The 23615-nt window shown below is 67.7% G+C and carries 20 protein-coding genes and 1 riboswitch; of the genes, 12 read left to right on the plus strand and 8 right to left on the minus strand.

From position 1 onward, the window contains the following. Window positions 1-36: 36 nt before the first annotated feature. From ACFPU0_RS14870 to ACFPU0_RS14890, 5 genes are all read left to right on the plus strand, one after another. Window positions 37-933, plus strand: a complete 897-nt coding sequence (locus ACFPU0_RS14870; RefSeq protein WP_377693869.1) for a GNAT family N-acetyltransferase — start codon at window positions 37-39, stop codon at window positions 931-933. A gap of 4 nt (window positions 934-937) precedes the next feature. Next, the gene (locus ACFPU0_RS14875; protein ID WP_377693870.1) at window positions 938-2374 is read left to right on the plus strand and encodes a PIG-L deacetylase family protein; all 1437 of its coding nucleotides are present in this window, start codon (window positions 938-940) and stop codon (window positions 2372-2374) included. Between the two features lie 45 nt (window positions 2375-2419). Further along, complete coding sequence (gene hldE, locus ACFPU0_RS14880; RefSeq protein WP_377693871.1) at window positions 2420-3841, plus strand: bifunctional D-glycero-beta-D-manno-heptose-7-phosphate kinase/D-glycero-beta-D-manno-heptose 1-phosphate adenylyltransferase HldE; 1422 nt, start codon at window positions 2420-2422, stop codon at window positions 3839-3841. A gap of 110 nt (window positions 3842-3951) precedes the next feature. Further along, window positions 3952-5226 (plus strand): acyl-CoA dehydrogenase family protein, encoded by a 1275-nt coding sequence (locus ACFPU0_RS14885; RefSeq protein WP_377693872.1) that lies wholly within the window; start codon window positions 3952-3954, stop codon window positions 5224-5226. 10 nt (window positions 5227-5236) lie between these two features. Further along, complete coding sequence (locus tag ACFPU0_RS14890; protein WP_377693873.1) at window positions 5237-6442, plus strand: acyl-CoA dehydrogenase family protein; 1206 nt, start codon at window positions 5237-5239, stop codon at window positions 6440-6442. Window positions 6443-6624: 182 nt separating this feature from the next. Here ACFPU0_RS14890 and ACFPU0_RS14895 read toward each other — a convergent pair whose 3' ends face one another. The 4 genes from ACFPU0_RS14895 to ACFPU0_RS14910 all read right to left on the minus strand — a co-directional run bounded on the left by ACFPU0_RS14895 (window position 6625) and on the right by ACFPU0_RS14910 (window position 9945). Further along, window positions 6625-7530, minus strand: a complete 906-nt coding sequence (locus ACFPU0_RS14895; RefSeq protein ID WP_377693874.1) for a metal ABC transporter ATPase — start codon at window positions 7528-7530, stop codon at window positions 6625-6627. Window positions 7531-7555: 25 nt separating this feature from the next. Next, the gene (locus tag ACFPU0_RS14900; RefSeq protein WP_377693875.1) at window positions 7556-8365 is read right to left on the minus strand and encodes an aldo/keto reductase; all 810 of its coding nucleotides are present in this window, start codon (window positions 8363-8365) and stop codon (window positions 7556-7558) included. Continuing rightward, entirely contained in the window at window positions 8362-9537 is a 1176-nt protein-coding gene (locus ACFPU0_RS14905) for an NAD(P)/FAD-dependent oxidoreductase (RefSeq protein ID WP_377693876.1), read from the minus strand. Before ACFPU0_RS14905 ends, ACFPU0_RS14900 begins: the two co-directional genes overlap by 4 nt. A gap of 75 nt (window positions 9538-9612) precedes the next feature. Continuing rightward, window positions 9613-9945 carry a DMT family transporter gene (locus tag ACFPU0_RS14910; protein ID WP_377693877.1) on the minus strand — a complete coding sequence of 111 codons (333 nt, stop codon included), beginning with the start codon at window positions 9943-9945 and terminating at the stop codon, window positions 9613-9615. A gap of 92 nt (window positions 9946-10037) precedes the next feature. On the opposite strand from ACFPU0_RS14910, the gene ACFPU0_RS14915 reads away from it, so the two are divergent. Both ACFPU0_RS14915 and waaA read left to right on the plus strand, forming a co-directional pair. After that, window positions 10038-10922 (plus strand): LysR family transcriptional regulator, encoded by an 885-nt coding sequence (locus ACFPU0_RS14915; RefSeq protein WP_377693879.1) that lies wholly within the window; start codon window positions 10038-10040, stop codon window positions 10920-10922. Between the two features lie 43 nt (window positions 10923-10965). After that, entirely contained in the window at window positions 10966-12234 is a 1269-nt protein-coding gene (gene waaA, locus ACFPU0_RS14920; protein WP_377693880.1) for a lipid IV(A) 3-deoxy-D-manno-octulosonic acid transferase, read from the plus strand. Between the two features lie 143 nt (window positions 12235-12377). Here waaA and ACFPU0_RS14925 read toward each other — a convergent pair whose 3' ends face one another. Beyond that, on the minus strand, window positions 12378-12968 hold the full coding sequence (locus ACFPU0_RS14925; RefSeq protein WP_377693881.1) for a cupin domain-containing protein: 591 nt from the start codon (window positions 12966-12968) through the stop codon (window positions 12378-12380). A 61-nt stretch (window positions 12969-13029) separates the two neighbouring features. Further along, window positions 13030-15000, minus strand: a complete 1971-nt coding sequence (locus ACFPU0_RS14930) for an FAD-dependent oxidoreductase (protein WP_377693882.1) — start codon at window positions 14998-15000, stop codon at window positions 13030-13032. Between the two features lie 158 nt (window positions 15001-15158). On the opposite strand from ACFPU0_RS14930, the gene ACFPU0_RS14935 reads away from it, so the two are divergent. Then, window positions 15159-16235: a polyamine ABC transporter substrate-binding protein gene (locus tag ACFPU0_RS14935; protein WP_377693883.1), complete on the plus strand. Its 1077-nt coding sequence runs from the start codon at window positions 15159-15161 to the stop codon at window positions 16233-16235. Between the two features lie 190 nt (window positions 16236-16425). Here ACFPU0_RS14935 and ACFPU0_RS14940 read toward each other — a convergent pair whose 3' ends face one another. After that, on the minus strand, window positions 16426-17871 hold the full coding sequence (locus ACFPU0_RS14940; RefSeq protein WP_377693885.1) for a TolC family outer membrane protein: 1446 nt from the start codon (window positions 17869-17871) through the stop codon (window positions 16426-16428). Between the two features lie 218 nt (window positions 17872-18089). Then, window positions 18090-18196: riboswitch (TPP riboswitch) on the plus strand. Window positions 18197-18285: 89 nt separating this feature from the next. Here ACFPU0_RS14940 and thiC point away from each other — a divergent pair. Both thiC and cytX read left to right on the plus strand, forming a co-directional pair. Continuing rightward, a complete protein-coding gene (gene thiC, locus ACFPU0_RS14945) occupies window positions 18286-20169 on the plus strand; it encodes a phosphomethylpyrimidine synthase ThiC (protein ID WP_377693886.1) in 1884 nt (627 codons plus the stop codon). A gap of 125 nt (window positions 20170-20294) precedes the next feature. Continuing rightward, window positions 20295-21596 carry a putative hydroxymethylpyrimidine transporter CytX gene (gene cytX / locus ACFPU0_RS14950; protein WP_377693887.1) on the plus strand — a complete coding sequence of 434 codons (1302 nt, stop codon included), beginning with the start codon at window positions 20295-20297 and terminating at the stop codon, window positions 21594-21596. Here the strand turns inward: cytX and ACFPU0_RS14955 are convergent. Continuing rightward, on the minus strand, window positions 21553-22302 hold the full coding sequence (locus tag ACFPU0_RS14955) for a DUF3298 and DUF4163 domain-containing protein (RefSeq protein WP_377693888.1): 750 nt from the start codon (window positions 22300-22302) through the stop codon (window positions 21553-21555). The two genes, cytX and ACFPU0_RS14955, sit on opposite strands and share 44 nt — an antisense overlap. Window positions 22303-22490: 188 nt before the next feature. On the opposite strand from ACFPU0_RS14955, the gene ACFPU0_RS14960 reads away from it, so the two are divergent. Together ACFPU0_RS14960 and ACFPU0_RS14965 are read left to right on the plus strand one after the other, a co-directional pair. Then, complete coding sequence (locus tag ACFPU0_RS14960; RefSeq protein ID WP_377693889.1) at window positions 22491-23108, plus strand: NUDIX domain-containing protein; 618 nt, start codon at window positions 22491-22493, stop codon at window positions 23106-23108. Beyond that, complete coding sequence (locus ACFPU0_RS14965; protein ID WP_377693890.1) at window positions 23099-23554, plus strand: DUF1249 domain-containing protein; 456 nt, start codon at window positions 23099-23101, stop codon at window positions 23552-23554. Before ACFPU0_RS14960 ends, ACFPU0_RS14965 begins: the two co-directional genes overlap by 10 nt. Window positions 23555-23615 lie beyond the last annotated feature (61 nt).

Consider the following 23615-nt stretch of genomic DNA (forward strand, 5'->3'; position numbering starts at 1 on the left):
GGAAGGGCCGGGTATTGCCCCCGGCAGGGTAAGGATTTGCTCAACAGATTCAGGCTGTACCGTGAGCGTGGATGGGAGTCGATAGACGCCGCTTGTTATGCCGACGCCTGGGCGCGCTTCGGTGGCAGCGTCATCACCCACCCGCAGGTGGTCGAGCGGCTGTCCGCGCTGGCGGGAATACCGGTGCGCTATCTCGGCTACCGGGTGGCCGGTGAGATCCGGGCCGCCATTCCGACCTGGGGCAGGAGCCTGGCGCTGTCCCGCCGGGTGCTCAAGCGCAAGGGTATGCGCAATCTCTTCGACCTGGGCAATGCCGAAGTCATCCTGCCGGTTGCACCTGGGGCCGCGGTTCCGCTGCGCCATGAGGTGCGCTATCTCTCCGAGCTGAATCGGACCGGGTTCAGCGGCCAGCGCTTGCAGCGGGAACAGCTGGCGCTGGCCCGCCCGCCCGAGGAGCTGTCCAGGAAGTTCCGCTACAACCAGCGTCGCGAAGTGCGCCTGTTCGAGGAGGCGGGCGGCAAGGTCCGGCCGGTGGCGGACTATGCGCCCGACGAGCTGGCGATTGTCTACACGGAGCTGTTCGAGCGTCGCTGGGGCTTCGATGTGCCGGGCAAGCACAGGTTGGGCGAAGTCTTCGCGCTGCTGCGTGAGTTCCTCGGCGGCTCGCTGCTGCTGCTCGACGGTGCCCCTGTCGCCGTTCAGGTGCTGTTCAGGGTCGAGTCGCCAGAATGGCTCAGTTACGAGTACATCAACGGCGGAGTCGACCCGCGCGCGCATCACCTCAGTCCGGGCAGCGTACTCAGTTTCATCAATACCCAGGCTGCCTGGGAGGAAGCCCGAGCCGGGGGCAAGGCCCTGCGCTACTCCTTCGGTCGCGCCGACCGTGAATACAAGGATCGTTGGTGCAACAGAGTCGCTGCATTCCGGGTTTAAGTGGATGGAAACACGCAAACGGCAATTGCTGCGTCGGCACCGGCGCGGCAAGCGTCTGTTCATGCTCATGGCGCTGCTGGTCCTGGCCGCGCTCGACTGGTTCGGCAACTGGAACAGCCTGCCGGTACTGCTGGTGCTGGCCTGGATCGCCCATGAGGCCTGGTTCGCCGACCACCTCTTCTATTCGCCGCGGGCAGATTACCGCTATGCCTTCCCTGAATCCGCGCGCCCGATGTCGGGCGAACTCCGCGAGGGCCGGTTGCAACTCGACACCGCTGCGCCGGCGGAGGCTGCCGACACCCTGATCCTCGAAGTGGAAATCCGCAGCACCTGGCTGGGACGCTGGCTGGACCCCCATGTGCTGATCCGGGACGGCCAGCACCTCGATCGCCAGGATTTCGAGCGCGGCCTGCGCGGTCGGCGCTATCTCAATCTGTCAGGTCTGCTGCCCGCTGTGCGGGAGGGGCGCCTGCAGCTGTCCGGCCGATTCTGTCGGCTGCTGCCGGAGGTCCGCTTGCATGCCTTCGCCAACCCGGATTACGCGGCGCGGCGTGTCATGGTCATCGCGCCCCACGCGGACGATGCCGAACTGGCTGCCTTCGGCCTGTACAGCCGTTGCGCCCAGGCCTGCATCGTCACCCTGACCCAGGGCGAGATCGAGGCGTGGAATTACCGTCGGATGGGGCTCGACAGGGCGTCTGCCGCGCGCCTGAAGGGCCGGCTGCGTAGCTGGAGCAGCCTGGCCGTGCCGCTCTGGGGCGGAGTGCCGGCGACGCGTTGCGTGCAGCTGGGCTACTACTGCATGCGATTGACGGCCATGGCGGCCGAACCGGACAAGGCCTTCGCTTCGCTGGAGTCCGGCGATGCGGATATCCGCAGCGTGCGCCGCTTCAATCCCCTGCTCCTGCCGGGCGACCTCGACGGCGTGCCGAGCTGGAACAACCTGGTGGAGGACCTCGCCGCGCTGCTTCAACGCTGCCGCCCCGAGGTGGTGGTGCTGCCACATCCCGAGCTGGATCCGCACCCTGACCACGTCCAGGCCAGCAGGGCCCTGGCCGAGGCCGTCGAGCGAAGCGGCTGGCGGCCCGAGGTCCAGTTGCTCTATGCCAACCACCTCTACGACAACGACCGCTGGCCCATGGGGCCGGCGGGCAATGGCGTCGCCCTGCCGCCGTGTCTGGAGCCGCTCCCGGCCGACGGGTTGTGGAGTCCGCTGCTGAGCGAGTCCGCGCGCATGGACAAGGCCCAGGCGCTGGCCATGCAGCACGACCTGCAGGAGCCGCTGCCATTTCGGAAGCGCCTGCGCCGCATGATCCAGTGGCTGCTGGCCGGGCGGCGCTGGCCCGGGGTCGGCCAGGACGACTTCTTCCGCAAGGCGGTGCGTCGTCACGAGTTGTTCTGGGTACGTCCCGCGTCCGATCGGGAGCCTCGGGCCCACTGAGCTGCTATGGTATGATCCGCGCCGTTTTTGACGTCCGGAGACTCCATGAAGCTGTCCATGCCCCGATTCGATCAGGCCCCCGTTCTGGTGGTGGGCGACGTCATGCTCGACCGTTACTGGCATGGCGGGACCTCGCGCATTTCGCCCGAGGCACCGGTGCCCGTGGTCAAGGTGGAGCAGATCGAGGACCGTCCCGGCGGTGCCGCCAACGTGGCGCTGAACATCGCCGCCCTGGGCGCGCCGGCGAAGCTGGTGGGCATCACCGGTATCGACGAAGCGGCCGACAGCCTCACCGAACGCCTCAATGCCGCCGGCGTCGAGGTGCACTTCCAGCGTCTCGCCCAGCAGCCGACCATCGTCAAGCTGCGGGTCCTGAGCCGCCACCAGCAGTTGCTGCGCATGGACTTCGAGGAAGCCTTCGACACCGACGCCGCAGCCGTGGCCAAGGAAGTCGAGCGGCTGCTGTCCGGGGTCAAGGTGCTGGTGCTGTCCGATTACGGCAAGGGTGCGCTGAAGAACCACCAGGTGCTGATCCAGGCTGCCCGTCGCCGTGGCGTGCCGGTACTGGCCGATCCCAAGGGCCGGGATTTCAGCATCTATCGCGGCGCCAGCCTGATCACCCCGAACCTCAGCGAATTCGAGGCCATAGTCGGCCGCTGCGCCGACGAAGCCGAACTGGTGGCCAAGGGTGCCACCCTGATGCAGGAGCTGGAGCTGGGCGCGCTGCTGGTCACCCGCGGCGAACACGGCATGACCCTGCTGCGTCCCGGCCACCAGGCCCTTCACCTGCCCGCCCGCGCCCGCGAGGTATTCGACGTCACCGGTGCCGGTGATACCGTGATTTCCACCCTGGCCGCCGCCCTGGCCGCGGGCGAGGAGCTGCCCCAGTCCGTGGCCCTGGCCAACCTCGCCGCGGGCATCGTCGTCGGCAAGCTGGGCACCGCCGCCATCAGCGCTCCGGAACTGCGCCGCGCGGTGCAGCGCGAGCAGGGCTCCGAGCGCGGCGTGCTGAGCCTCGACCAGTTGCTGCTGGCCATCGAGGACGCCCGCGCCCATGGCGAGAAGATCGTCTTCACCAACGGCTGCTTCGATATCCTCCACGCCGGCCATGTGACCTACCTGGAGCAGGCGCGCGCCCAGGGCGACCGCCTGGTGCTGGCGGTCAACGACGACGCCTCGGTCAGCCGCCTGAAGGGGCCGGGCCGCCCGATCAACAGCGTCGAGCGACGCATGGCCGTGCTGGCCGGCCTGGGCGCCGTGGACTGGGTCGTCAGCTTCGCCGAGGACACGCCGGAGCGCCTGCTGTCCCAGGTCAAGCCCGATGTGCTGGTCAAGGGCGGCGACTACGGTATCGACCAGGTGGTCGGCGCCGATATCGTCCGCGCCTATGGCGGCGAGGTGAAGGTGCTCGGCCTGGTGGAGAACAGCTCCACCACGGCGATAGTCGAGAAGATCCGCAGCAAGTGATCCCCCCGCACTGGCAGCGCTGCCAGTCGCGCTTGTCGGCCCGGTCATAGGCGACCGGGCCGGCGCCGACCATCATCCCGGCATCCTCATCCTGCAGGAGTGCGATGCCGATGATCCCCAACGCACAGGGCCGCGCCCTGGCCGTGCTGAACCGCGTGGCGCAGGCCCATTGGCCCGATCGCCTGAAACTGCGCAAGGCCTTCGAGAAACTGCTCTACAGCGGTACCCGCGCCGGCTTTCGGCTGGCCGCACGGCGAGCGCGCAAGGCGTCGCGCCCTGGCCGAGCGGACGACCTGTTCGACCTTTCCCTCTCCGACGAGCAGCGGATGCTGGTGGACATGCTGGAATCCTTCGCCCTGGATACCCTGCGTCCGGCCGCCCATGAGGCGGATGCCCGAGGCGCGGTGCCCGCCGCGCTGCTCAACCAGGCCCATGGACTGGGGTTGGCCCATTATGGTGTCGGCGAGCGCCTCGGCGGCCTGGCCGGTGATCGCACCATCCTCACCAACGCGCTGATGGCCGAGGCCCTGGCCAAAGGGGACCTGAGCCTCGCCGCCGCCTTGCTGGCGCCGCTTTCGGCCGCCAACTGCATCCGCCGCTGGGCCTCGCCGGAGCAGCAGGCCGCCTGGCTACCCGCCTTCCTCGCCGCGGAGCCCGCACCACCCATGGCCATCGCCGTAAGCGAGCCGGCTCTGCTCTTCGATCCCCTCAAGCTGGACACTCGCGCGCGTCGCAAGGGACGTCACTACCTGCTGAACGGCGAGAAGTGCCTGGTCGTGAATGGCCTGGACGCCAGCCGCCTGCTCCTGGCTGCCGAGACCGGCGACGGACCGGCCCTGTTCATGGTCGAAGCTGGCAGCCAAGGCCTCGAGCTGCGTCCGGAGCCGGCCATGGGCCTGAAGGCCTGCGCCACGGCGCGAATCAGCCTGAGGGGCGTGAAAGTCTCGGCGGAGCATCGGCTGGCCGCCGTTGATTTCGACTACCAGGCATTCCTCGACCTCAGCCACCTGGCCTGGTGCGCCCTGGCCCTGGGCACGGCCCAGGCCGCGCTCGACCAGGTGATCGCCTACTGCAACCAGCGCACGGCCTTCGGCGAGCCCATCAGCCACCGCCAGGGCGTGGCTTTCCCGATCGCGGACATGGCCATCGAACTGGACGCCATGCGCCTGATGGTCTGGCGCGCCTGTTCCCGCGCCGACCGGGGCGAGGCGTTCCTGCGCGAAGCCTACCTGGCGCGCCTGTTCTGCGCCGAGAAGGCGATGAAGATCGGCACCGATGCCGTGCAATTGCTCGGCGGCCATGGTTTCACCCAGGAGCATCCGGTCGAACGCTGGTACCGCGACCTGCGCGCCATCGCCCTGGTCAGCGGTGGATTGCAACTCTGAGGAGAACGGCATGAACCTGGAAATCCCGAAGAAACTCCGCCTCCTGGGCGAACAGGCCCATCAGGTGGCCGCTCAGTACTTCCGACCGCTGTCGCGCAAGTACGACAAGGCCGAGCATGCCTATCCGCGCGAGCTGGACCTGCTCGCCGCCTTGCTGGATGGCATGAACGCCGGCTCCCCGGAAGCCGTCGGTGCCGGTTCGGCGAGCAAGCGCGGCCATGGGGCGGAGGAAGCTGTGCGCAACGGCGGCAACCTGTCGGCGCTGATCGGGGTGATGGAGCTCTGCTGGGGCGATGTCGGCCTGCTGCTGGCCATGCCGCGCCAGGGCCTGGGCAATGCCGCCATCGCCGCGGTGGCCAATGAAGAGCAGCTCGAGCGCCTTGGCGGCACCTGGGCCGCCATGGCCATCACCGAGCCCGGCTGCGGTTCCGACTCGGCGGCCATCCGCACCACGGCGGTGAAGGACGGTGACCACTACGTGCTCAACGGCGAGAAGATCTTCGTCACTTCCGGCGAACGCGCCGATGCGGTGGTGGTCTGGGCCACCCTGGATCGGGGCCTGGGGCGCGCCGCCATCAAGTCCTTCGTGGTCGAGAAGGGCACACCGGGCATGACCGTCACCCGCCTGGAGAAGAAGCTCGGCATCAAGGCCTCGGACACCGCCTCCATCAGTTTCAACGACTGCCGGGTGCCGGCCGCCAACCTGCTGGGCGATGCCGGGATCGATGTGCAGAAGGGCTTCGCCGGGGTCATGGAGACCTTCGACAACACCCGGCCACTGGTGGCCGGGATGGCGGTGGGGTTGGCCAAGGCGGCGCTGGACCGCACCCGTGAGCTGCTGGGCAAGGCCGGCTGCCGCTTCGACTACCGCACGCCGCTGCTGTCGGTGCGCCACGCCGAAGCCACGCTCCTGCGCCTCGAGGCCGAGTGGGAGGCCGCGCGCCTGCTGACCCTGAAGGCCGCCTGGATGGCCGACAACCGCGTGCCCAACTCCAAGGAGGCCTCCATCGCCAAGGCCAAGGCCGGGCGCGTGGCCAACGAGGTCACCCTGAAGTGCGTGGAGCTGGCCGGTACCCTGGGCTACGGCGAGGACGAACTGCTGGAGAAATGGGCGCGGGATTCGAAGATCCTCGACATCTTCGAAGGCACCCAGCAGATCCAGCTGCTGATCGTGGCGCGGCGGCTGCTGGGCAAGACCTCGAGCGAGCTCAGATGAGCCTGTCGGACCCGTTGCGCTCAGTCGCGTAGGGTGCGCCATGCGCACCAGACCGAGGTATCGGCGGACTCGGCGCATCGAGTTCGGTGCGCGCGGCGCACCCTACGGGAAGCTATCTTCCAGGGGCCCGAGGCCGCGCGTGAACATTTACTCCTGCCGGGGCGCCTTGCGCTCCCGGTGCTTCAGCCGGCCATCCGCTTTCCCATCGGTCGGGCCGTCCCCACTCGCGCCAGCCAGTCCCGCCAGCGCACGCGCTCGTCATGGACCAGCCAGCCGTCCTGCTCGGCGAAGCTCTCCGAGAGCCACAGGCCACGCGTGCTGGCGGCGCTGAATTCGCCATTGCGCAGGGTCAGTAATTCGCCGGTGGGCAGGCCCTGGTGCAGCGGTAGCAGATAGATGTCCGGCCGTCGCCGTTCCAGTTGGGCCACCAGTTCGCGGTCCTGCAGCACTTCGTCGACATGGAAGAGGCTGATCTGGTGGCAGTCCCGCGGCAGTTCCAGGCGCAGGTCGTAGACCAGTTGCAGGGACGCGGTGGGCAGGTGGACATAGGCCTCGGGCCGCTCCAGCAGGATCAGTTTGCCGTTGTGCACCGGCCGCGCCGCACCGGAGAGCGGGCTCAGGCGAAAGTGACTGGCCTCGCGGTAACGCAGCTGGCGCTGGTAGGGCGTTGGCAGCCAGGTGTCGGCGAAACGCCCGGCGAGCCAGCCTTCCGGCGTTTCGATCAGGCATTCCTCGGCCACTTCCTGGATGGCGGTGAGCAGCGGCAGGTTCAGCTCATGGGCCGGGACGTAGCCGGATATCAGCTTGAGCACGGTGTCGCCGCGGTCCTGCCGGCGCTGGCGCACCAGCAGCCAGTAGTCGCGGCCGTGCAGATTCAGGGTCAGGCGTACCGAGACGCCGAGGTTCGCCAGTTCCACGGCGAAGCGCCGGTTGTCGTTCACCTGCACCGGGCGGCGGCGCTCCAGCATCTGGGTGAAGTTCAGCGGCCGACCGAGGCTCTGGTAGCTCAGGGCCTCGGAGCTGGCTTCGACATGCAACGGAAGGGTCTTGAAAGCGCTGGGATCCTTGCGGGCGAGGATTCTCGGCATGTCCGCTCCTTCTGGTCTAGGGGCTCTAGCGATGACCCCCGATCACTGCGGCGGCCGTCGCGACATTATGGGACAGATGCAGCGGATTGATGGTCCCGATTATCGCGCTGGTCACCCCGGGATGACCGAAGATCAGTTCGAAGCTGGCGCGCACTGGGTCCACGCCCGTGCCCAGGCAGGCATGCCCGCTGGCCAGGCCTTTCTTGACCAGGATGCCCTTGTTCTGTTGCAGCGCGAAGTCCAGTACCGGTTTCTCGCCCTGCTCAACGAGGTTGTAGGTGACCATGGCGCAGTCGCCCTGCTCCAGGGCCAGCAGGCCGCCGTCCACTGTCTTGCCGGACAGGCCGTAGGCGCGGATCTTGCCGGCCTGCTTGAGTTCGGCCAGGGTCTCGTAGACGCCGCTGCGCTGGAGGATAGCCAGGTCGTTGCCGTCGGAATGCACCAGCACCAGGTCGATGTACTCGGTTTCCAGGCGTTTCAGGCTGCGTTCGACGGAGAATCGCGTATGTTCGGGGCTGAAGTCGAAGCGGGACAGGCCGTTCTCGAACTCTTCGCCCACCTTGCTGACGATCACCCAGTCCTGGCGCTGGCCGCGCAGCAGCGGGCCGAGGCGTTCCTCGCTGCGGCCGTAGGCCGGCGCGGTATCGATCAGGTTGATCCCCAGGTCGCGGGCCAGGGCCAGCAATTGGCGGGCTTCGAAGTCATCGGGAATGGTGAAGCCCGAGGGGTACTTCACCCCCTGGTCGCGGCCCAGCTTGACGGTGCCCAGGCCCAGTGGGGAGACCACCAGGCCGGTGTCGCCCAGGGGGCGGTGGAGCTCGTGCAGGCTGTTCATCCCAGCAGTTCCTCCCAGACGGGTTGCGCCACCGGCGGGCGGGGCAGGGGGGGCAGCGGCGGGTTCGCCGCCGGGCGCAGGCCGTCGCGCTCGAAGGCTGCCAGCACGCGGTCGGCGAAGTCCGGAGCCAGCGCCAGTTTGGTCGGCCAGCCCACCAGCAGGCGGCCCTGTTCGCTGAGGAAGGCGTTGTCCGGCCGCACCAGGCCGCTCTGGGCCGGTTCGGCGCGATCCACCCGCAGGGTGGCCCACTGGGCGGCGGACAGGTCGATCCAGGGCACCAGTTGGCGCAGTTCCTGTTCGGCGGCGGCGATCTGCTCCGCCTCGTTGCGGGCCACGCCCTCGGCTTCGGCCAGGTCGCCCCCCAGGTACCAGACCCACTGGCCGTCGGCGGCCGGATGGCTGGTGACGGTGATGCGCGGTTTCGGCCCGCCGCCCAGGCAGTGGGCGTAGAGCGGTTTCAGGCTGGGCGCCTTGAGCATCACCATGTGCAGCGGGCGGCGCTGCATGGCCGGCTGTTCGAGGCCGATCGCCCGCAGCAGGGACTCGTTGCCGGCGCCGGCGCTGAGGACGATGCGCTGGGCGCGTACCTCACGCCCGTCGATGCGCAGTCCGCTGAGCTGGCCGTCTTCGCGCAGGGGTTCGATCTCGCGGGCGGCCAGCAGGCCATCGCCGGCCAGCTCTGCCAGCCGGCCAATCAGGCTGGGCACGTCCAGCACCAGCTCGGCCAGGCGATAGACCTTGCCCTTGAACTTAGGGTGCTGCAGGGCCGGCGGCAGCGCCTCGCCCTTGACCTGGTCGACACGGCCACGCACCGCCTTGCTGGCGAAGAAACTGGTGAGGTTTCCGGCCAGGGTGCCGGGAGACCAGAGGTAGTGCGCATCGGACAGCAGGCGCACGCCGGACAGGTCCAGCTCGCCGCTGCCGGCCAGGGCCTCGCGCCAGCGGCGCGGCATGTCGGCGATGGCCTCGGAAGCGCCGGTCAGGGCACCGTGCAGGGCGTACTTGGCGCCACCGTGGATGATCCCCTGGGACTTCACGCTCTGCCCGCCACCCAGGCTGGCAGTCTCCACCAGCAGGGTGGCGAAGCCTTGCTTGCGCAGGCGGGCGTTGAGCCAGAGGCCGGCGATGCCGCCGCCCAGGATGAGCACATCGGTGGAAAGGGATTCGGCCATGGGTTGCAGGCGCCTTAGAAAAAAACAGGGGCGCAGTATAGCGCCCCCGTCGGTGCTGCTGCGGCAACAGGCCGCTCAATGCCCGGTGCTGCTGGAGAAGAGCTGGATCACCACCACGCCGGAGACGATCAGGCCCATGCCGAACATGGCCGGGGCGTCCAGCTTCTGCTGGTAGAGCACCAGGGCGGCGATGCTCACCAGGACGATGCCCAGGCCCGCCCAGATGGCGTAGGCGATGCCCACGGGAATACTGCGCACCACCATTGTCAGCATCCAGAAGGCGATGGCGTAGCCGCCGATCACCAGGATCAGGGGCAGGGGCTTGTTGAAGCCGTCGATGGCCTTCATCGAGGTGGTGGCGATGACTTCGGCGGCAATGGCGATGGCGAGATAGATGTAGCCGGTCATGGTCGGGCCTCCTGTGCGATGGGGTGGATTCTAAGAGTTCGGGCGATGGGATAAAGTCATTACCCATCTGTTTTTGAGATAGGTGGCCCGTCATGCAATGGAACCTGGAGCAGATCCGCCTGTTCGTCGGCGTGGCCGAAGGCCAGTCCTTTTCCGCGGTCGCGCGCCAGCTGCGTCGCGCCCAGTCGGCGGTGAGCAGCGGCATAGCCCTGCTGGAAGAGGACCTCGGGGTACAGCTGTTCGAGCGCAGCAGCGGACGCCAGCCGCGCCTCACGGAGGCGGGCACGGCGCTGCTGGAGGAGGCGCGCGAGGTGCTGCGCCAGTGCCAGCGCCTGGAGGGGCGGGCGCTGGGGTTGGCGCGGGGCGAGGAAGCGCGTCTGCGCCTGGCCCTGGACGAGGCCATGCCCTACCAGCCGGTGCTGGCCAGCCTGGAAGCGCTGGGGCGCGCCTTCCCGCTGCTGGAGGTGCAGCTGGCCAGCAGCGCCCAGGGCGACGTGGCGCGCAAGCTGCTGGAGCGCCGCGCCGACCTCGGCCTGCTGTTTCACCTCGAGGGCATGCCCGATGCCCTGGAACGCCAGCGCCTGGGCACCATCGAGATGGTCACGGTCTGCGGCGCCGGTCACCCACTCGCCGCGCAGTCCTACGCCGACCGCCATGAGCTGGCGCGCCATCGCCAGGTGCTCATGGCGCCCCAGGACAGCCACTACCCCGGCGGCGAGCAGATCGGTCCGCAGGTCTGGCGCGCCGACAGCTTCTACGTGATGGCCGAACTGCTGATGCGCGGCCTCGGCTGGGCCTGGCTGCCGCGCCATGTGGCCCAGTACCCGGGCTACCAGGGCCAACTGGTGGAGTTGCGCAGCGACTGGACGCCGCCCTCGCTGGTGGTGGAGCTGGTCTGCCGCCGCGACGAGGCCCTGGGGCCGGCGGCGCTCTGGCTGGCGGACAGCCTGGCCGAGCATCTGCAGGCCATGGGTTGAGCAGGGTGCCAATGGACAGCGAGTCAGGCTAAGCTCCGCGCCCATGAACCGTACCCTCTATACCCTGCTGTTCCATCTCGGCCTGCCGCTGGTGGCCCTGCGCCTGGCCTGGCGGGCCTGGCGCGCGCCGGCCTACGCGCGGCGCATTGGTGAGCGATTCGCCTTCGGCCTGCCGCCGCTAAAACCCGGCGGCATCTGGGTCCATGCCGTGTCGGTGGGCGAGAGCATCGCCGCCGCCCCCATGGTCCGCGCCCTGCTGGAGCGTCACCCGGACCTGCCGATCACCATCACCTGCATGACCCCCACCGGCTCGGAGCGCATCCAGGCCCTGTTCGGCGGGCGTGTCCAGCACTGCTACCTGCCCTATGACCTGCCCTGGGCGGCGGCGCGCTTCCTCGACCGTGCGCGGCCCCGGCTGGCGGTGATCATGGAGACCGAACTGTGGCCCAACCACATCCACCAGTGCGCCCGTCGCGGCATTCCGGTGGTACTGGCCAACGCCCGCCTGTCCGAGCGTTCGGCCCGGGGTTATGCGCGTTTCCACAAGCTCACCGCTCCCATGCTGGCGGAGCTGAGCTGGATCGCGGTGCAGACCGAGGCCGAGGCCGAGCGCTTCCGCAATCTGGGGGCCCGCTCCGAATGCGTGGGCGTGACCGGTTCGATCAAGTTCGACCTGCGCATCGATCCGGCCCTGCCGGCGCGTGCCGCCGAGCTGCGCGCGCAGTGGGGTGCCAGTTCACGTCCGGTGTGGATAGCCGCCAGCACCCATGCCGGGGAGGACGAGGTCATCCTCGCTGCCCACAAGAGCCTGCTGGCGCAGCGGCCCGATGCCTTGCTGATCCTGGTGCCGCGCCACCCGGAGCGCTTCGGTCCGGTGTTCGAACTCTGTCGCCGTGAAGGTCTGGCCACCGTGCGTCGTTCCACGGCCGCGCCGGTAACGGCGGCGGACTCGGTGCTGCTGGGTGACACCATGGGCGAGTTGCTGTTCCTCTATGCCCTGGCGGACATCGCCTTCGTCGGCGGCAGCCTGGTGCCCAATGGCGGTCACAATCTGCTGGAACCGGCGGCCCTGGGCAAACCGGTGCTCTCGGGGCCGCACCTGTTCAACTTCCTCGAGATCGCCGCGCGGTTGCGGGGCGCCGGGGCGCTGGCCGAGGTGGCCGATGCCGGGGAACTGGCCGAGCAGGTGGGCGGGCTCTGGGCCGAGCCGAAGCGCGCGGCCGCCATGCACGAGGCTGGTCTGGGCGTGCTCAGGGCCAACCAGGGGGCGCTGGAGCGGTTGCTGGGCGGGATTGCACGGTTGCTGGCATAGCAACTGGCGGGAATCTCATTTGTAGAAGAGGCGATTTCAATCGCCAAGGGTGGCGCAGCTACCCCAATGGGATTCCGCAGGGCAGACCTTCGGCCTGCTTGGCGAATGAATTCGCCCCTACAGGATGAGGCCCCATCAGGGGCTCAGAACGTCGGCGGGGTGATGACCCAGAGAATCAGCGCATCCTTCTCCCCCGGGTTGCCATAGCGGTGCGGCTCCTGGCTGGAGAAGCTGAAGCTGTCGCCTTCCTGCAGGCGGAAGTGGCGCTCGCCGACCCAGAGCTCGAATTCGCCGTTGAGCACATAGCCGGCCTCTTCGCCTTCGTGGCTGTAGCTCTCCTCGCTGTAGGTGCCGGGCGGGAAGCGCGAGTGGAGCATTTCCAGCTGGCGCAGCGGCTGCGGGCTGAGCAGTTCGTCGGTTATGCCGTCCTCGTAATGCAGGCTGGTACGCGCGTTGCGCCGCACCACGTAGCCACGGTCGGCGTCGCTGGTGGGGGCCTCGCTGGCGAAGAACCACTGGATGGTCACCCCCAGGCTGCGGGCGATATTGAACAGCGCCGGAATCGACGGATAGGCCAGGTTGCGTTCCAGCTGGCTGATGTAGCCGGCCGTGAGCTTGCTCTGCTCGGCCAGTTCGCTGAGGGTCATGCCCCGGCGTTTGCGCAGCGCGCGGATGCGTGTGCCGAGGAACTGGCTCTCGGCGCTGGCGTTCGGCGATGGCTGGCTGGGGCTCATGCTTCCCTCCATGGGACTTGGGATCGCGGCATTGTATTGCAGCCGCGATCACCGACGACACTCAGATGTCCCAGGCCACCTTCAGTCCTTCGTAGATGGCTTCCTCCACGGTGCGCGGCGCCAGGCAGTCGCCGATGCGGCGGAACTCCACCAGGCCTTCCAGTTCGGTGCCCAGCTCGTCCACCGGCTGGTGGCCCTGGCAGAGCACCAGGCTGTCCACCTCTTCGAACAGCATCGGCTCGCCGCAGGCGGCGTGCATCATATACACCGTGCTGTCGTCGCAGCCGTAGAGACGGGCATAGGGGATGACCTGGATACCCAGCTTGTGCAGCTCGCCGGCCATCTGGTCGCGCACATAGAGTGGCAGGCTTTCGCCGCAATGGGGGCCGTTCACCGCCAGGCGCACCTGGTGGCCATCGCGCGCCAGGCGTTCGGCGATGCCGGGAGCGATCCAGTCGCCGCGCCAATCGGTGACCAGCACCGAACGGCCCAGCCGGACCTCGTCCCGCAGTACCTGCCAGGCGTCCACCACCTGGAGTTCACCGCCGCGCTCGAAGGGCGGCCAGTAAGGTTTGGCTCCGGTGGCGAGGATCACCAGGTCGGGATGCTCCCGCTCCACCAGGGCGCGGTCGACCCGCACATTGCGCCGCACCGTCACGCCGGCCAGTTCCATCTCCCGCTGCAGGTTGGTGGCGGCGCCGCCGAACTCCGCGCGCCGGGGCAGTTGCTGGGCCAGCAGCACCTGACCACCGAGTTGGCCGCCGGCTTCGAACAGGGTCACCTCGTGGCCGCGCTGCGCTGCCACGGCGGCGGCCTTCATCCCTGCCGGACCGCCGCCCACCACCATCACCCGCTTGCGCCGGGCCGCCGGATTGGGCTGGCCGTAGGTCAGTTCGCGGCCGGTTTCCGGGTGCTGGATGCAGGAGATCGGATAGCCGCGGTGGAAGTGGCCGATGCAGGCCTGGTTGCAGGCGATGCAGGCGCGCACGTCGTCGCTGCGGCCGGCGGCGGCCTTGTTCGGCATCTGCGGGTCGCAGATCAGCGCGCGGGTCATGCCGCAGACGTCGGCCTGGCCACGGGCGAGGATGGTTTCGGCTTCCTGGGGCTGGTTGATCCGCCCGGTGACGAACAGCGGGATGTCCAGGCGCGCCTTGAAGCTGCCCGCCGTGGGGGCCAGGTAGGCGGCCTCGATGGCCATGGGCGGGACGATGTGGATGGCGCCGCCGAGGGAGGCGGAGGTGCCGGCCACCAGGTGCACGTAGTCCAGCTCGTTTTGCAGGGTCAGGACGGCGGCCAGGGATTCGTCCTCGGTCAGGCCCTCCGGATCGCGCTCGTCGGCGGAAATGCGCAGGCCGACGATGAAGTCCCGCGAACAGCTGGCGCGCACCGCCTGGATCACTTCGCGCAGGAAGCGCAGGCGCGCGTCGAGGTCGCCGTTGTAACCGTCGGTACGGCGATTCACCCGCGGGTTGAGGAATTGCGCCGGCAGGTAGCCATGGCTGGCGACTATCTCCACGCCATCCAGCCCGGCCTCGCAGAGGCGGCGGGCGGCGGCGCCGTAGCCGGCGACTATCTCGTCGATCATCGGCTGGTCCAGTGCACGCGGCATGACGCGGAAACGTTCATTGGGCGAGGCCGATGCGGACCAGGCCACCGCCAGCAGGCCATCGCTGGATTCCATGATCTCCCGCCCCGGATGGAAGACCTGCGACAGCACCAGGGTGCCTTCGGCATGGCAGGCCTCGGCCAGGCGCCGGTAGCCCTCGATGCAGGCGTCGTCGGTGGCCATCAGCACATGGGAGGTGTAGCGCGCGCTGTCGTGGACCCCGGCCACCTGCAGCACGATCAGGCCGACACCGCCCCGGGCGCGGGCGCGGTGGTAGGCGATGAGCTGCTCGTTGACCAGGTTGTCGGCGGGCATGGAAGTGTCGTGTCCGCTGGACATGATGCGGTTCTTCAGGCGTTTGCCGCGGATTTCCAGGGGCTCGAAGAGGTGCGGGAAGGCCGGCGTTGGCTGATGTGCAGTGGACATGGGGGCTCCTGTGGACCTGGTGGTCCCGCTTGTTCTTGTTGCGCCATGAAAATTTACCATCAGTAAAAAATCAACTTGTTTTTTTACTTGGTCCTGACTAGTTTCGAGTCAGCCCCGAGCAGGGCGCGCTTCATGACAACAACAAGAGGAGAAGCACCATGCGGCATTCGTTCGTCCCTCGCCTGAACATCGAGAACCTCCCTTCCATCGCGCCCTGGCTGGCCGGATTGGCCCTGGCCTCCACCCTGGGAGCCGCCCAGGCGGCGGACAGCATGGTGGTGGTGGGCTATGGCGGGGCAGGGCAGAAAGCCTTGAGCGACGCCTTCTTCAAACCCTTCGCCAAGGCCAGCGGTGCTTCCCTGGCGGAGGGCGAGTACAACGGCGAAATGGCGCGGATCAAGGTGATGGCCGATACCGGCAGCGTCGATTGGGACCTGGTGGAGATCGAGGCGCCGGACCTGGTGCGCGGTTGCGAGGAGGGCATGTTCGAGCGGCTCGACTGGCAGCGTATCGGTGGCGCCGACCAGTTGATCGCCGACGCGGCCCAGGAGTGCGGCTCGGCCACCATGGTCTGGAGCGTGGCCCTGGCCTATGACGCCGGCAAGCTGGCCGAGGCGCCGAAATCCTGGGCGGATTTCTGGGACGTCAAGCGCTTCCCCGGCAAGCGTGGCCTGCGCAAGCGCGCGGTGTACAACCTGGAGTTCGCGCTGCTGGCCGACGGGGTCAGGCGCGAGGATGTCTACAAGGTATTGGCCACGCCGGCCGGGGTGGAGCGCGCCTTCGCCAAGCTGGACCAGCTCAAGCCCCATATCCAGTGGTGGGAGGCGGGCGCCCAGCCGGTGCAGTGGCTGGCGGCCGGCGATGTGACCATGACCTCGGTCTACAGCGGCCGCATCGCCGCGGCCCACCAGGAGGGGCACAACTTCGCCGTGGTCTGGCCGGACAGCCTCTATGGCATGGACTACTGGGCCATCATCAAGGGCTCGAAGCATGTCGAGCGTGCCCACCAGCTGATCGCCTTCATCAACCAGGCGGAGAACCAGGCCGACTACGTCAAGCGCATTCCCTACGGGCCGGTCAACCAGCAGACCTTCGATCGTCTCGACCCGGCCCTGACCGGCTGGCTGCCCAGCGCGCCGCAGAACATCGCCCAGGCCTTGTCCATGGACGTGGAGTTCTGGACCGACCATGGCGAGGACCTGGAGCAGCGCTTCAACGCCTGGGCGGCGAAGTAGGAGCGAATTCATTCGCGATTGAGGCGTGGCACCGAGGATGTAGCTGTGCGAATGCGTTCGTAGGGTGGATCACGCTTCATCGATCCACCATCGGAGTCATGCCGAGCGCCGCTGGTGGATAGGAAAAGCGCTATCCATACGAAAACAAGAAGCCCGGCGTAGGTGCCGGGCTTTTCGTTTGCAGCGACCCTCAGTACTCCGGGTTGCCCTGCAGGCTGGCTTCCGCCGCCTTCGCCAGGTCCGGCGGGAGGAAGTCCTTGTCCGGGTCGTAGTCGGGCTTGAGGAACCCGGCCAGGGCCTCCAGGTCGCCCGGGCTCAGGGTGCCGGCGGCCTGCTTCAGGCGCAGGTTGTCGATGATGTAGTCGTAGCGCGCGTTGTTGTAGTCGCGCACCGAGCTGTACAGCTGGCGCTGGGCATCGAGCACGTCGACGATGTTGCGGGTGCCCACCTGGTAGCCGATCTCGGTGGCTTCCAGGGCGCTCTGGTTGGAGATGATCGACTGCTTGCGCGCCTTCACCTGCTCCACGTCGGTGTTCACCGCGCGGTGGAAGTTGCGGGTGTTCTGCACCACGGTGCGGCGCAGGCTTTCACGCTGCTGTTCGGTCTGGTTCAGGCGCTGGTACGACTCGCGCACCTGGGAGCTGGTCAGGCCGCCGCTGTAGATCGGGATGTTCAGCTGCAGGCCGATGCTGCGCTGTTCGACGTCACCGCTGAAGGGCGCCTGACCGACGTTGGAACCGGTGTTGCTGAAGCCGAGGCTGTCGTTGTCGCCTTTCTGGTAACTGGCCACCGCGTCCAGGGTCGGCGCATGGCCGGCCTTGCGCTGGCGCAGGGTGTCCTCGGCGGCATCGACGGCGTGGTTGGCCGCCTGCAGGTTGAGGTTCTGCTGGGCGGCGGTGTCGACCCAGGCCTTGGCGTCGTTGGGGGCGGGCACGACCACCGGGAGGGTGTGCAGGATGCCCTCGATCGAGGCGTATTCGCGGTTGGTCAGGGTCACCAGGGCCTGGAAGGCGTCTTCCACGTTGCGCTCGGCGATCATCCGGTTGGCGCGGGCGGTGTCATAGCCGGCCTGGGCTTCGAGCACGTCGGTCTTGTCCGATAGGCCGACGTCGAAACGCTCGTTGGCCTGGTCCAGTTGACGCTTGAAGGCCGCTTCCTCGGCCTTGGTCGAGGCCAGGTTGTCCTGGGCGCGCAGCACGGAGAAATAGGTTTCGGCGGTCTGCAGGATCAGGTTCTGCTGGGTCGCGGAGAAGTCCAGGGCGGCCTGCTCGGTGCTCGACTCGGCGGCCTTCAGCTGGAACCAGCGGTCGGCGCGGAAGATCGGCTGGCTCAGGGTCGCCTGGTAGGCGATGCCGCTGCGCGAGAAGGTCTCGGAGGGCTCGTCCAGCTTGGTGCGGGTGTCATTCGCCGTGGCGCCGCCATTGATCTGCGGCAGCAGACCGGAGCGCGCCTGGGGCACCGCTTCGCGCAGCGCTTCATAGTTGGCGCGGGCGGCGGCGAGGTCGGCGTTGTTGTCGACGGCGTCCTTGTAGACGGTCACGAGGTCCGTCTTGGCTGACAGGGGGGCATCTTCGGCCCAGGCGGTTCCGGCGAAGGCGGAAGCCACGGCGATGGCCAGCGAGAGTCTGCGCAGCATGATCAATCCTGGATTCTGGGGTGTCGGGCAAGGCTACGGGGCCGCTCGGGGCGGGTCAAGACGCCGCCTCGGCGGCCTCAGTGTAGTTTGCGGCAAGCTATGTTGCCTGCCTGCAACAATCGATTCCCGTTGGCAGCGGGTCGTCATTTCCCGACGAGGCGGTCACCTTATTCTGACCACCGGGTTGGTTTTCTCCGCCGAGCTTGTTTAGACTGCGCGAGTTCTTGTCGGGGTGCCTCGAGTCGGAGGCTGAGATCGGACAGTTCCGGATCCCGTTGAACCTGATCAGGTTAAGGCCTGCGTAGGGAACAAGATGTGCCTCCCAAGCCCGAAGTCCGGGAGGTCCCTCTCGGCACCGGTCCAGGTGCACTCTACCTTCAGGTTCGCTCCGACATCATCCCCAGGAGCCAGCCGATGACCGTAAAACAACAAAAGAACCTGAGTGAAAGCGCCCAGGTCGACCAGCAATCCATCCAGCCTTTCCCCCGTTCGCAGAAAGTCTATGTGCAGGGCTCCCGCCCGGACATCCGCGTGCCCATGCGCGAGATCAGCCTGGACGTGACCCCCACCGCCTTCGGCGGCGAGATCAACGCCCCGGTCACCGTCTATGACACCTCCGGCCCCTACACCGACCCGAATGTCAGCATCGATGTGCGCAAAGGCCTGGCCGACGTGCGCTCGCCCTGGATCGAGGACCGCGGCGACACCGAGCGCCTGCCGGGCCTGACCTCCGAGTTCGGCCAGCGCCGCCTGGCCGACGCCGAGCTGTCGGCCATGCGCTTCGCCCATGTGCGCAACCCGCGCAGAGCCCGCGCCGGCCAGAACGTCACGCAGATGCACTACGCCAAGAAGGGCATCATCACCCCCGAGATGGAATACGTCGCCATCCGCGAGAACATGAAGCTGGCCGAGGCACGCGCCGCCGGCCTGCTGAACGAGCAGCACCCGGGGCAGAGCTTCGGCGCCGCCATCCCGAAAGAGATCACCCCGGAGTTCGTCCGCGAGGAGATCGCCCGCGGCCGCGCCATCATCCCCGCCAACATCAACCATGTGGAACTGGAGCCGATGATCATCGGCCGCAACTTCCTGGTGAAGATCAACGGCAACATCGGCAACTCGGCCCTGGGCTCCTCCATCGAGGAAGAAGTGGCCAAGCTGACCTGGGGCATCCGCTGGGGCTCGGACACCGTAATGGACCTGTCCACCGGCAAGCACATCCATGAGACCCGCGAGTGGATCATCCGCAACTCGCCGGTACCGATCGGCACCGTGCCGGTCTACCAGGCCCTGGAGAAGGTCGGCGGCATCGCCGAGGACCTGACCTGGGAGCTGTTCCGCGACACCCTGGTCGAGCAGGCCGAGCAGGGCGTGGACTACTTCACCATCCATGCCGGCGTACTGCTGCGCTACGTGCCGCTGACCGCCAAGCGCGTCACCGGCATCGTCTCCCGCGGCGGCTCGATCATGGCCAAGTGGTGCCTGGCCCACCACAAGGAGAATTTCCTCTACACCCACTTCGAGGAAATCTGCGAAATCATGAAGGCCTACGACGTCAGCTTCTCGCTGGGCGACGGCCTGCGTCCGGGCTCCATCGCCGACGCCAACGACGCCGCGCAGTTCGGTGAGCTGGAAACCCTCGGCGAGCTGACCAAGATCGCCTGGAAGCACGACGTGCAGACCATGATCGAAGGCCCCGGCCATGTGCCCATGCACCTGATCAAGGAAAACATGGACAAGCAGCTGGAATGCTGCGACGAGGCGCCCTTCTACACCCTCGGCCCGCTGACCACCGACATCGCCCCCGGCTACGACCACATCACCTCCGGCATCGGCGCCGCCATGATCGGCTGGTTCGGTTGCGCCATGCTCTGCTACGTGACGCCGAAGGAGCACCTGGGCCTGCCGAACAAGGACGACGTGAAGACCGGCATCATCACCTACAAGATCGCCGCCCACGCCGCCGACCTCGCCAAGGGCCACCCGGGCGCGCAGATCCGCGACAACGCATTGTCCAAGGCACGCTTCGAGTTCCGCTGGGAAGACCAGTTCAACCTCGGCCTGGACCCGGACACCGCCCGCGCCTTCCACGACGAGACCCTGCCGAAGGACTCGGCCAAGGTGGCGCACTTCTGCTCCATGTGCGGGCCGAAGTTCTGCTCCATGAAGATCACCCAGGAAGTCCGCGACTATGCCAAGGAGAATGGCCTGACCGATGAGCAGAAGGCCATCGAGGCAGGCTTCGCCGAGCAGTCGGGGCGCTTCAAGGAAGAAGGTTCGGTGATCTACAAGCAGGTGTGAACGTCTGTAGCAAGACCGTGAACAGGCACTGACCTGTCACACCCACGCTGGAAGCCGGGCCCTGTGCCCGGCTTTCCGGTTTGTGGATAACCCGATAACAACAGTCCACAAGGACATCTGCCATCGTGAACACCCCGCCCAACTATTCGCCGTCCCTCCCGGTCGCCTTCGACCAGCGCGTTCTCGGCACGCGCGACCTGTTTTCCCTCTGGTTCTCCCTCGGTCTCGGCCTGATGGTGCTGCAGACCGGTGCCCTGCTGGCGCCGGGCCTGGGCGCCAGCGACGCGCTGCTGGCGATCCTCCTCGGCACCGGCGTCGGCGTGCTGCTGCTGGGTGGCGCCGCGATGATCGGCAGCGACACGGGCCTCGCCGCCATGGCCTCGCTCAAGCTCAGCCTGGGCTCGGCCGGTGCGGGCCTGCCGGCCTTCCTCAACCTGCTGCAACTGGTGGGCTGGGGCGCGTTCGAGATCATCGTGATGCGCGACGCCGCTGGCCTGTTGGTGGCGCGCGGCCTGGGGGAAGGCAGCCCGCTGACCTCGCCCACTCTCTGGACCCTGGTGTTCGGCGCCCTGGCCACCCTGCTGGCGGTGGCCGGCCCACTCGCCTTCGTGCGCCGCATCCTGCGCCGCTGGGGCATCTGGCTGCTGCTGGGCGCCTGCCTCTGGCTGACCTGGGACCTGTTGCACCGCGCGGACTTCGGGGCCCTGATGGCGCGCGCCGGTGACGGTTCCATGTCCTTCGCCCTGGGCTTCGACATCGCCATCGCCATGCCGCTGTCCTGGCTGCCGCTGATCGCCGACTACTCGCGTTTCGGCCGGCGTGGCGGCGGGGTCTTCGCAGGTTCGGCGCTGGGCTTTTTCATCGGTTGCCTGTGGCTGATGGGCCTGGGCGTGGCCTACACCCTGGCCTTCGCCGAGGGCAGTGATGCCAACGCCCTGCTGCTGGCCCTGGCGGGCGCCGGCATGGGCATCCCGCTGCTGCTGATCCTGCTGGACGAATCGGAGAAGGCCTTCGCCGATATCCACTCGGCGGCGGTCTCCAGCGGCATCCTGCTGCCGCTGAAGGTGGAGCAGCTGGCGCTGGTCATCGGTGTGCTCTGCACCCTGATCGCCTGGTTCGCGCCGCTGGCCGAGTACCAGAACTTCCTGCTGCTGATCGGTTCGGTGTTCGCGCCGCTGTTCGGCGTGGTGCTGGTGGATCACTTCATCCTGCGTCGCCGCCGTGCCGAGCTGGCGCCCCGTGTGGCGTTGCGCTGGGACACCCTGCTGGCCTGGGCCTGCGGCGTGGCGATCTACCACCTGCTGGCCAACCGTTGGCCGGAACTGGGCGCGACCCTGCCGGCGCTGCTGGCCGCGGGCGGCCTGCAGTTCCTGCTGGGGCGCTTCAGCCGCGCCCGGGGAAATACTGCGGCTTCAATATTCCGTTGAGTTGCGGGTAGGGGATGCGCAGCTCCGGGTGGCCGCTGGAATAGGGCGCGATGCTGTAGACGTCGTACTTGAGCAGCATGGCGCCGTAGCCCAGGCCGATGTTGGCGGTACGCTCGAAGGGCCAGGTCTTGATGAAGTCCGGGTCCTGGTCGAGCTTGTTGGTCGCCAGCCAGCGGCGGTGAGCCTGTTCGGCCACCTTCCAGAAGGCGTCTTCCTGGCCGGGCAGCAGCATGTCGCCCAGGCCCAGGGTCTTTTCCAGCTTGCGGTCGTAGTTGATGAAGCCGCGCCCGGGCATGCCGTGGGCACCGCCGGTGAAGAGGTAGCTGGACAGTTCGATGAGCACCAGCTTGTCGTGCTGCTCCAGCACCTTGGCCTGGAGGTAGCTGCTCCAGCCCGGACTGGCGCTGGCGAGGAAGTCCTTCTCGTAGGACTCGAGGGATGCCGGCAGCGGCGCGCCGGGGGAATCCTGGGTCATTTGCAGCAGGCGCCGCATGATCAGGGCGTTGAGCTCGGGCTCGCCGTCGAAACTGATGGTGTCGATGTTCACCAGCGGGCAGCTGTCGCCCTGGCAGCCCGGCTTGAGATGCTCCCAGGCGTGGCGCTGGGGTTCCAGCCTGTCGCTGCCGCCGGGCAGCATCTGGCAGGCACTGAGCAGGGCGCCGAGACTGGCGGTGGCGAGGAGTCTGGCGAGGGACTTCGGCTTCATCTTCAGGGGAGTTTCCGGAAAAGTGCAGGCTTCGACTGCCGCCGCAGCCATGAGTTCGGGCGCGACGCAGCGCTATTTCGCCGCGCATCTTCCCAGCCCGCGATCCATCTGCAAAGAGGCTGCGCAGCCCGTGGCCAAGGGGTAGGATGCGCGGATCGAAGCCTTCCGCAGCCAAGTGAGACCTTGCCATGACCGAATCCTTCAAGCCGGGCCCCGACGCTGTCGAGATGGTCGAGCGCGAGACCTGCTTCCAGGGTTTCTACCGCCTGGACCGCCTGAGCCTGCGCCATCGCCTGTTCTCCGGTGCCATGGGGCCGGTCATCCATCGGGAACTCTTCGTCCGTCATGATGCTGTCTGCGTGCTCCCCTACGATCCGCAGCGGGATGCGGTGGTGCTGATCGAACAGTTCCGCGTCGGCGCCCTCGGCAAGAGCGAAAACCCCTGGCTGCTGGAGCTGGTAGCCGGGTTGATCGACAAGGACGAGGAGCCGGAGGATGTCGCCCGTCGGGAAGCCGTCGAAGAGGCCGATCTGCAGTTGACTTCGCTATGGCCGATCACCACTTACTATCCTTCACCAGGGGGCTCCGACGAGCGTGTTCACCTGTTCCTCGGGCGCTGCGACAGCAGCGGCGCGGGCGGTGTCCACGGGCTGGCGGAGGAGGGCGAGGATATCCGCGTGCACGTATTGGCGCTGGAAGATGCCCTGGCCCTGATGCGTGAAGGGCGCCTGGATAACGCCGCGAGCATGCTGGCCCTGCAGTGGCTGGCACTGAATCGTACCGAAGTCAGGGGGTTGTGGACGTGAATCTGTTGCGCGATCGCTACCGGGTCGACCTTATCGGGCTGCAGGCAGCCTGTGAGGCGAACTACGCGCGCCTGATGCGTCTGCTCCCGCAGATGCGCGAGGTGCGCGGTTCCCGGCGCGTCGCGCTGAGCCAGGGCGAGCGCCTGCTCGGTGTGCTGGCCCTGGAAGTGGTCGAGGCCTGCCCCTACACCACCACCCTGCAGGTGCGCCAGGAGTACAGCCTGCCCTGGCTGCCGTCGCCGCAGCTGGAGGTGCGGGTCTACCATGACGCACGCATGGCCGAAGTGGTCGGTGCCGAGAATGCACGTCGCCTGCGCAGCGTGTATCCCTATCCCAACGCCGATATGCATCAGCCCGACGAGAAGAGCCAGCTCAACCTCTTCCTCGGCGAATGGTTGAGCCACTGCCTGGCCTGCGGTCACGAACTCGAACCCGTCGTCCTCTAGCCGGCTGCTGGCGATCGGCTTCCACCAACTGTGAACCATTCCCGTTTCGCGGGTTTACCCT

The sequence above is a fragment of the Pseudomonas sp. GCM10022186 genome (genome assembly GCF_042656385.1).
Classification (GTDB): domain Bacteria; phylum Pseudomonadota; class Gammaproteobacteria; order Pseudomonadales; family Pseudomonadaceae; genus Metapseudomonas.

Excerpts from the sequence above, each read along its gene's own strand:
- ACFPU0_RS14875 (WP_377693870.1), top strand. The coding sequence starts at position 938 with ATGGAAACACGCAAACGGCAATTGCTGCGTCGGCACCGGCGCGGCAAG.
- hldE (WP_377693871.1), top strand. The coding sequence starts at position 2,420 with ATGAAGCTGTCCATGCCCCGATTCGATCAGGCCCCCGTTCTGGTGGTG.
- ACFPU0_RS14885 (WP_377693872.1), top strand. The coding sequence starts at position 3,952 with ATGATCCCCAACGCACAGGGCCGCGCCCTGGCCGTGCTGAACCGCGTG.
- ACFPU0_RS14890 (WP_377693873.1), top strand. The coding sequence starts at position 5,237 with ATGAACCTGGAAATCCCGAAGAAACTCCGCCTCCTGGGCGAACAGGCC.
- ACFPU0_RS14895 (WP_377693874.1), bottom strand. The coding sequence starts at position 7,530 with ATGCCGAGAATCCTCGCCCGCAAGGATCCCAGCGCTTTCAAGACCCTT.
- ACFPU0_RS14900 (WP_377693875.1), bottom strand. The coding sequence starts at position 8,365 with ATGAACAGCCTGCACGAGCTCCACCGCCCCCTGGGCGACACCGGCCTG.
- ACFPU0_RS14905 (WP_377693876.1), bottom strand. The coding sequence starts at position 9,537 with ATGGCCGAATCCCTTTCCACCGATGTGCTCATCCTGGGCGGCGGCATC.
- ACFPU0_RS14910 (WP_377693877.1), bottom strand. The coding sequence starts at position 9,945 with ATGACCGGCTACATCTATCTCGCCATCGCCATTGCCGCCGAAGTCATC.
- ACFPU0_RS14915 (WP_377693879.1), top strand. The coding sequence starts at position 10,038 with ATGCAATGGAACCTGGAGCAGATCCGCCTGTTCGTCGGCGTGGCCGAA.
- waaA (WP_377693880.1), top strand. The coding sequence starts at position 10,966 with ATGAACCGTACCCTCTATACCCTGCTGTTCCATCTCGGCCTGCCGCTG.
- ACFPU0_RS14925 (WP_377693881.1), bottom strand. The coding sequence starts at position 12,968 with ATGAGCCCCAGCCAGCCATCGCCGAACGCCAGCGCCGAGAGCCAGTTC.
- ACFPU0_RS14930 (WP_377693882.1), bottom strand. The coding sequence starts at position 15,000 with ATGTCCACTGCACATCAGCCAACGCCGGCCTTCCCGCACCTCTTCGAG.
- ACFPU0_RS14935 (WP_377693883.1), top strand. The coding sequence starts at position 15,159 with ATGCGGCATTCGTTCGTCCCTCGCCTGAACATCGAGAACCTCCCTTCC.
- ACFPU0_RS14940 (WP_377693885.1), bottom strand. The coding sequence starts at position 17,871 with ATGCTGCGCAGACTCTCGCTGGCCATCGCCGTGGCTTCCGCCTTCGCC.
- thiC (WP_377693886.1), top strand. The coding sequence starts at position 18,286 with ATGACCGTAAAACAACAAAAGAACCTGAGTGAAAGCGCCCAGGTCGAC.
- ACFPU0_RS14955 (WP_377693888.1), bottom strand. The coding sequence starts at position 22,302 with ATGAAGCCGAAGTCCCTCGCCAGACTCCTCGCCACCGCCAGTCTCGGC.
- ACFPU0_RS14960 (WP_377693889.1), top strand. The coding sequence starts at position 22,491 with ATGACCGAATCCTTCAAGCCGGGCCCCGACGCTGTCGAGATGGTCGAG.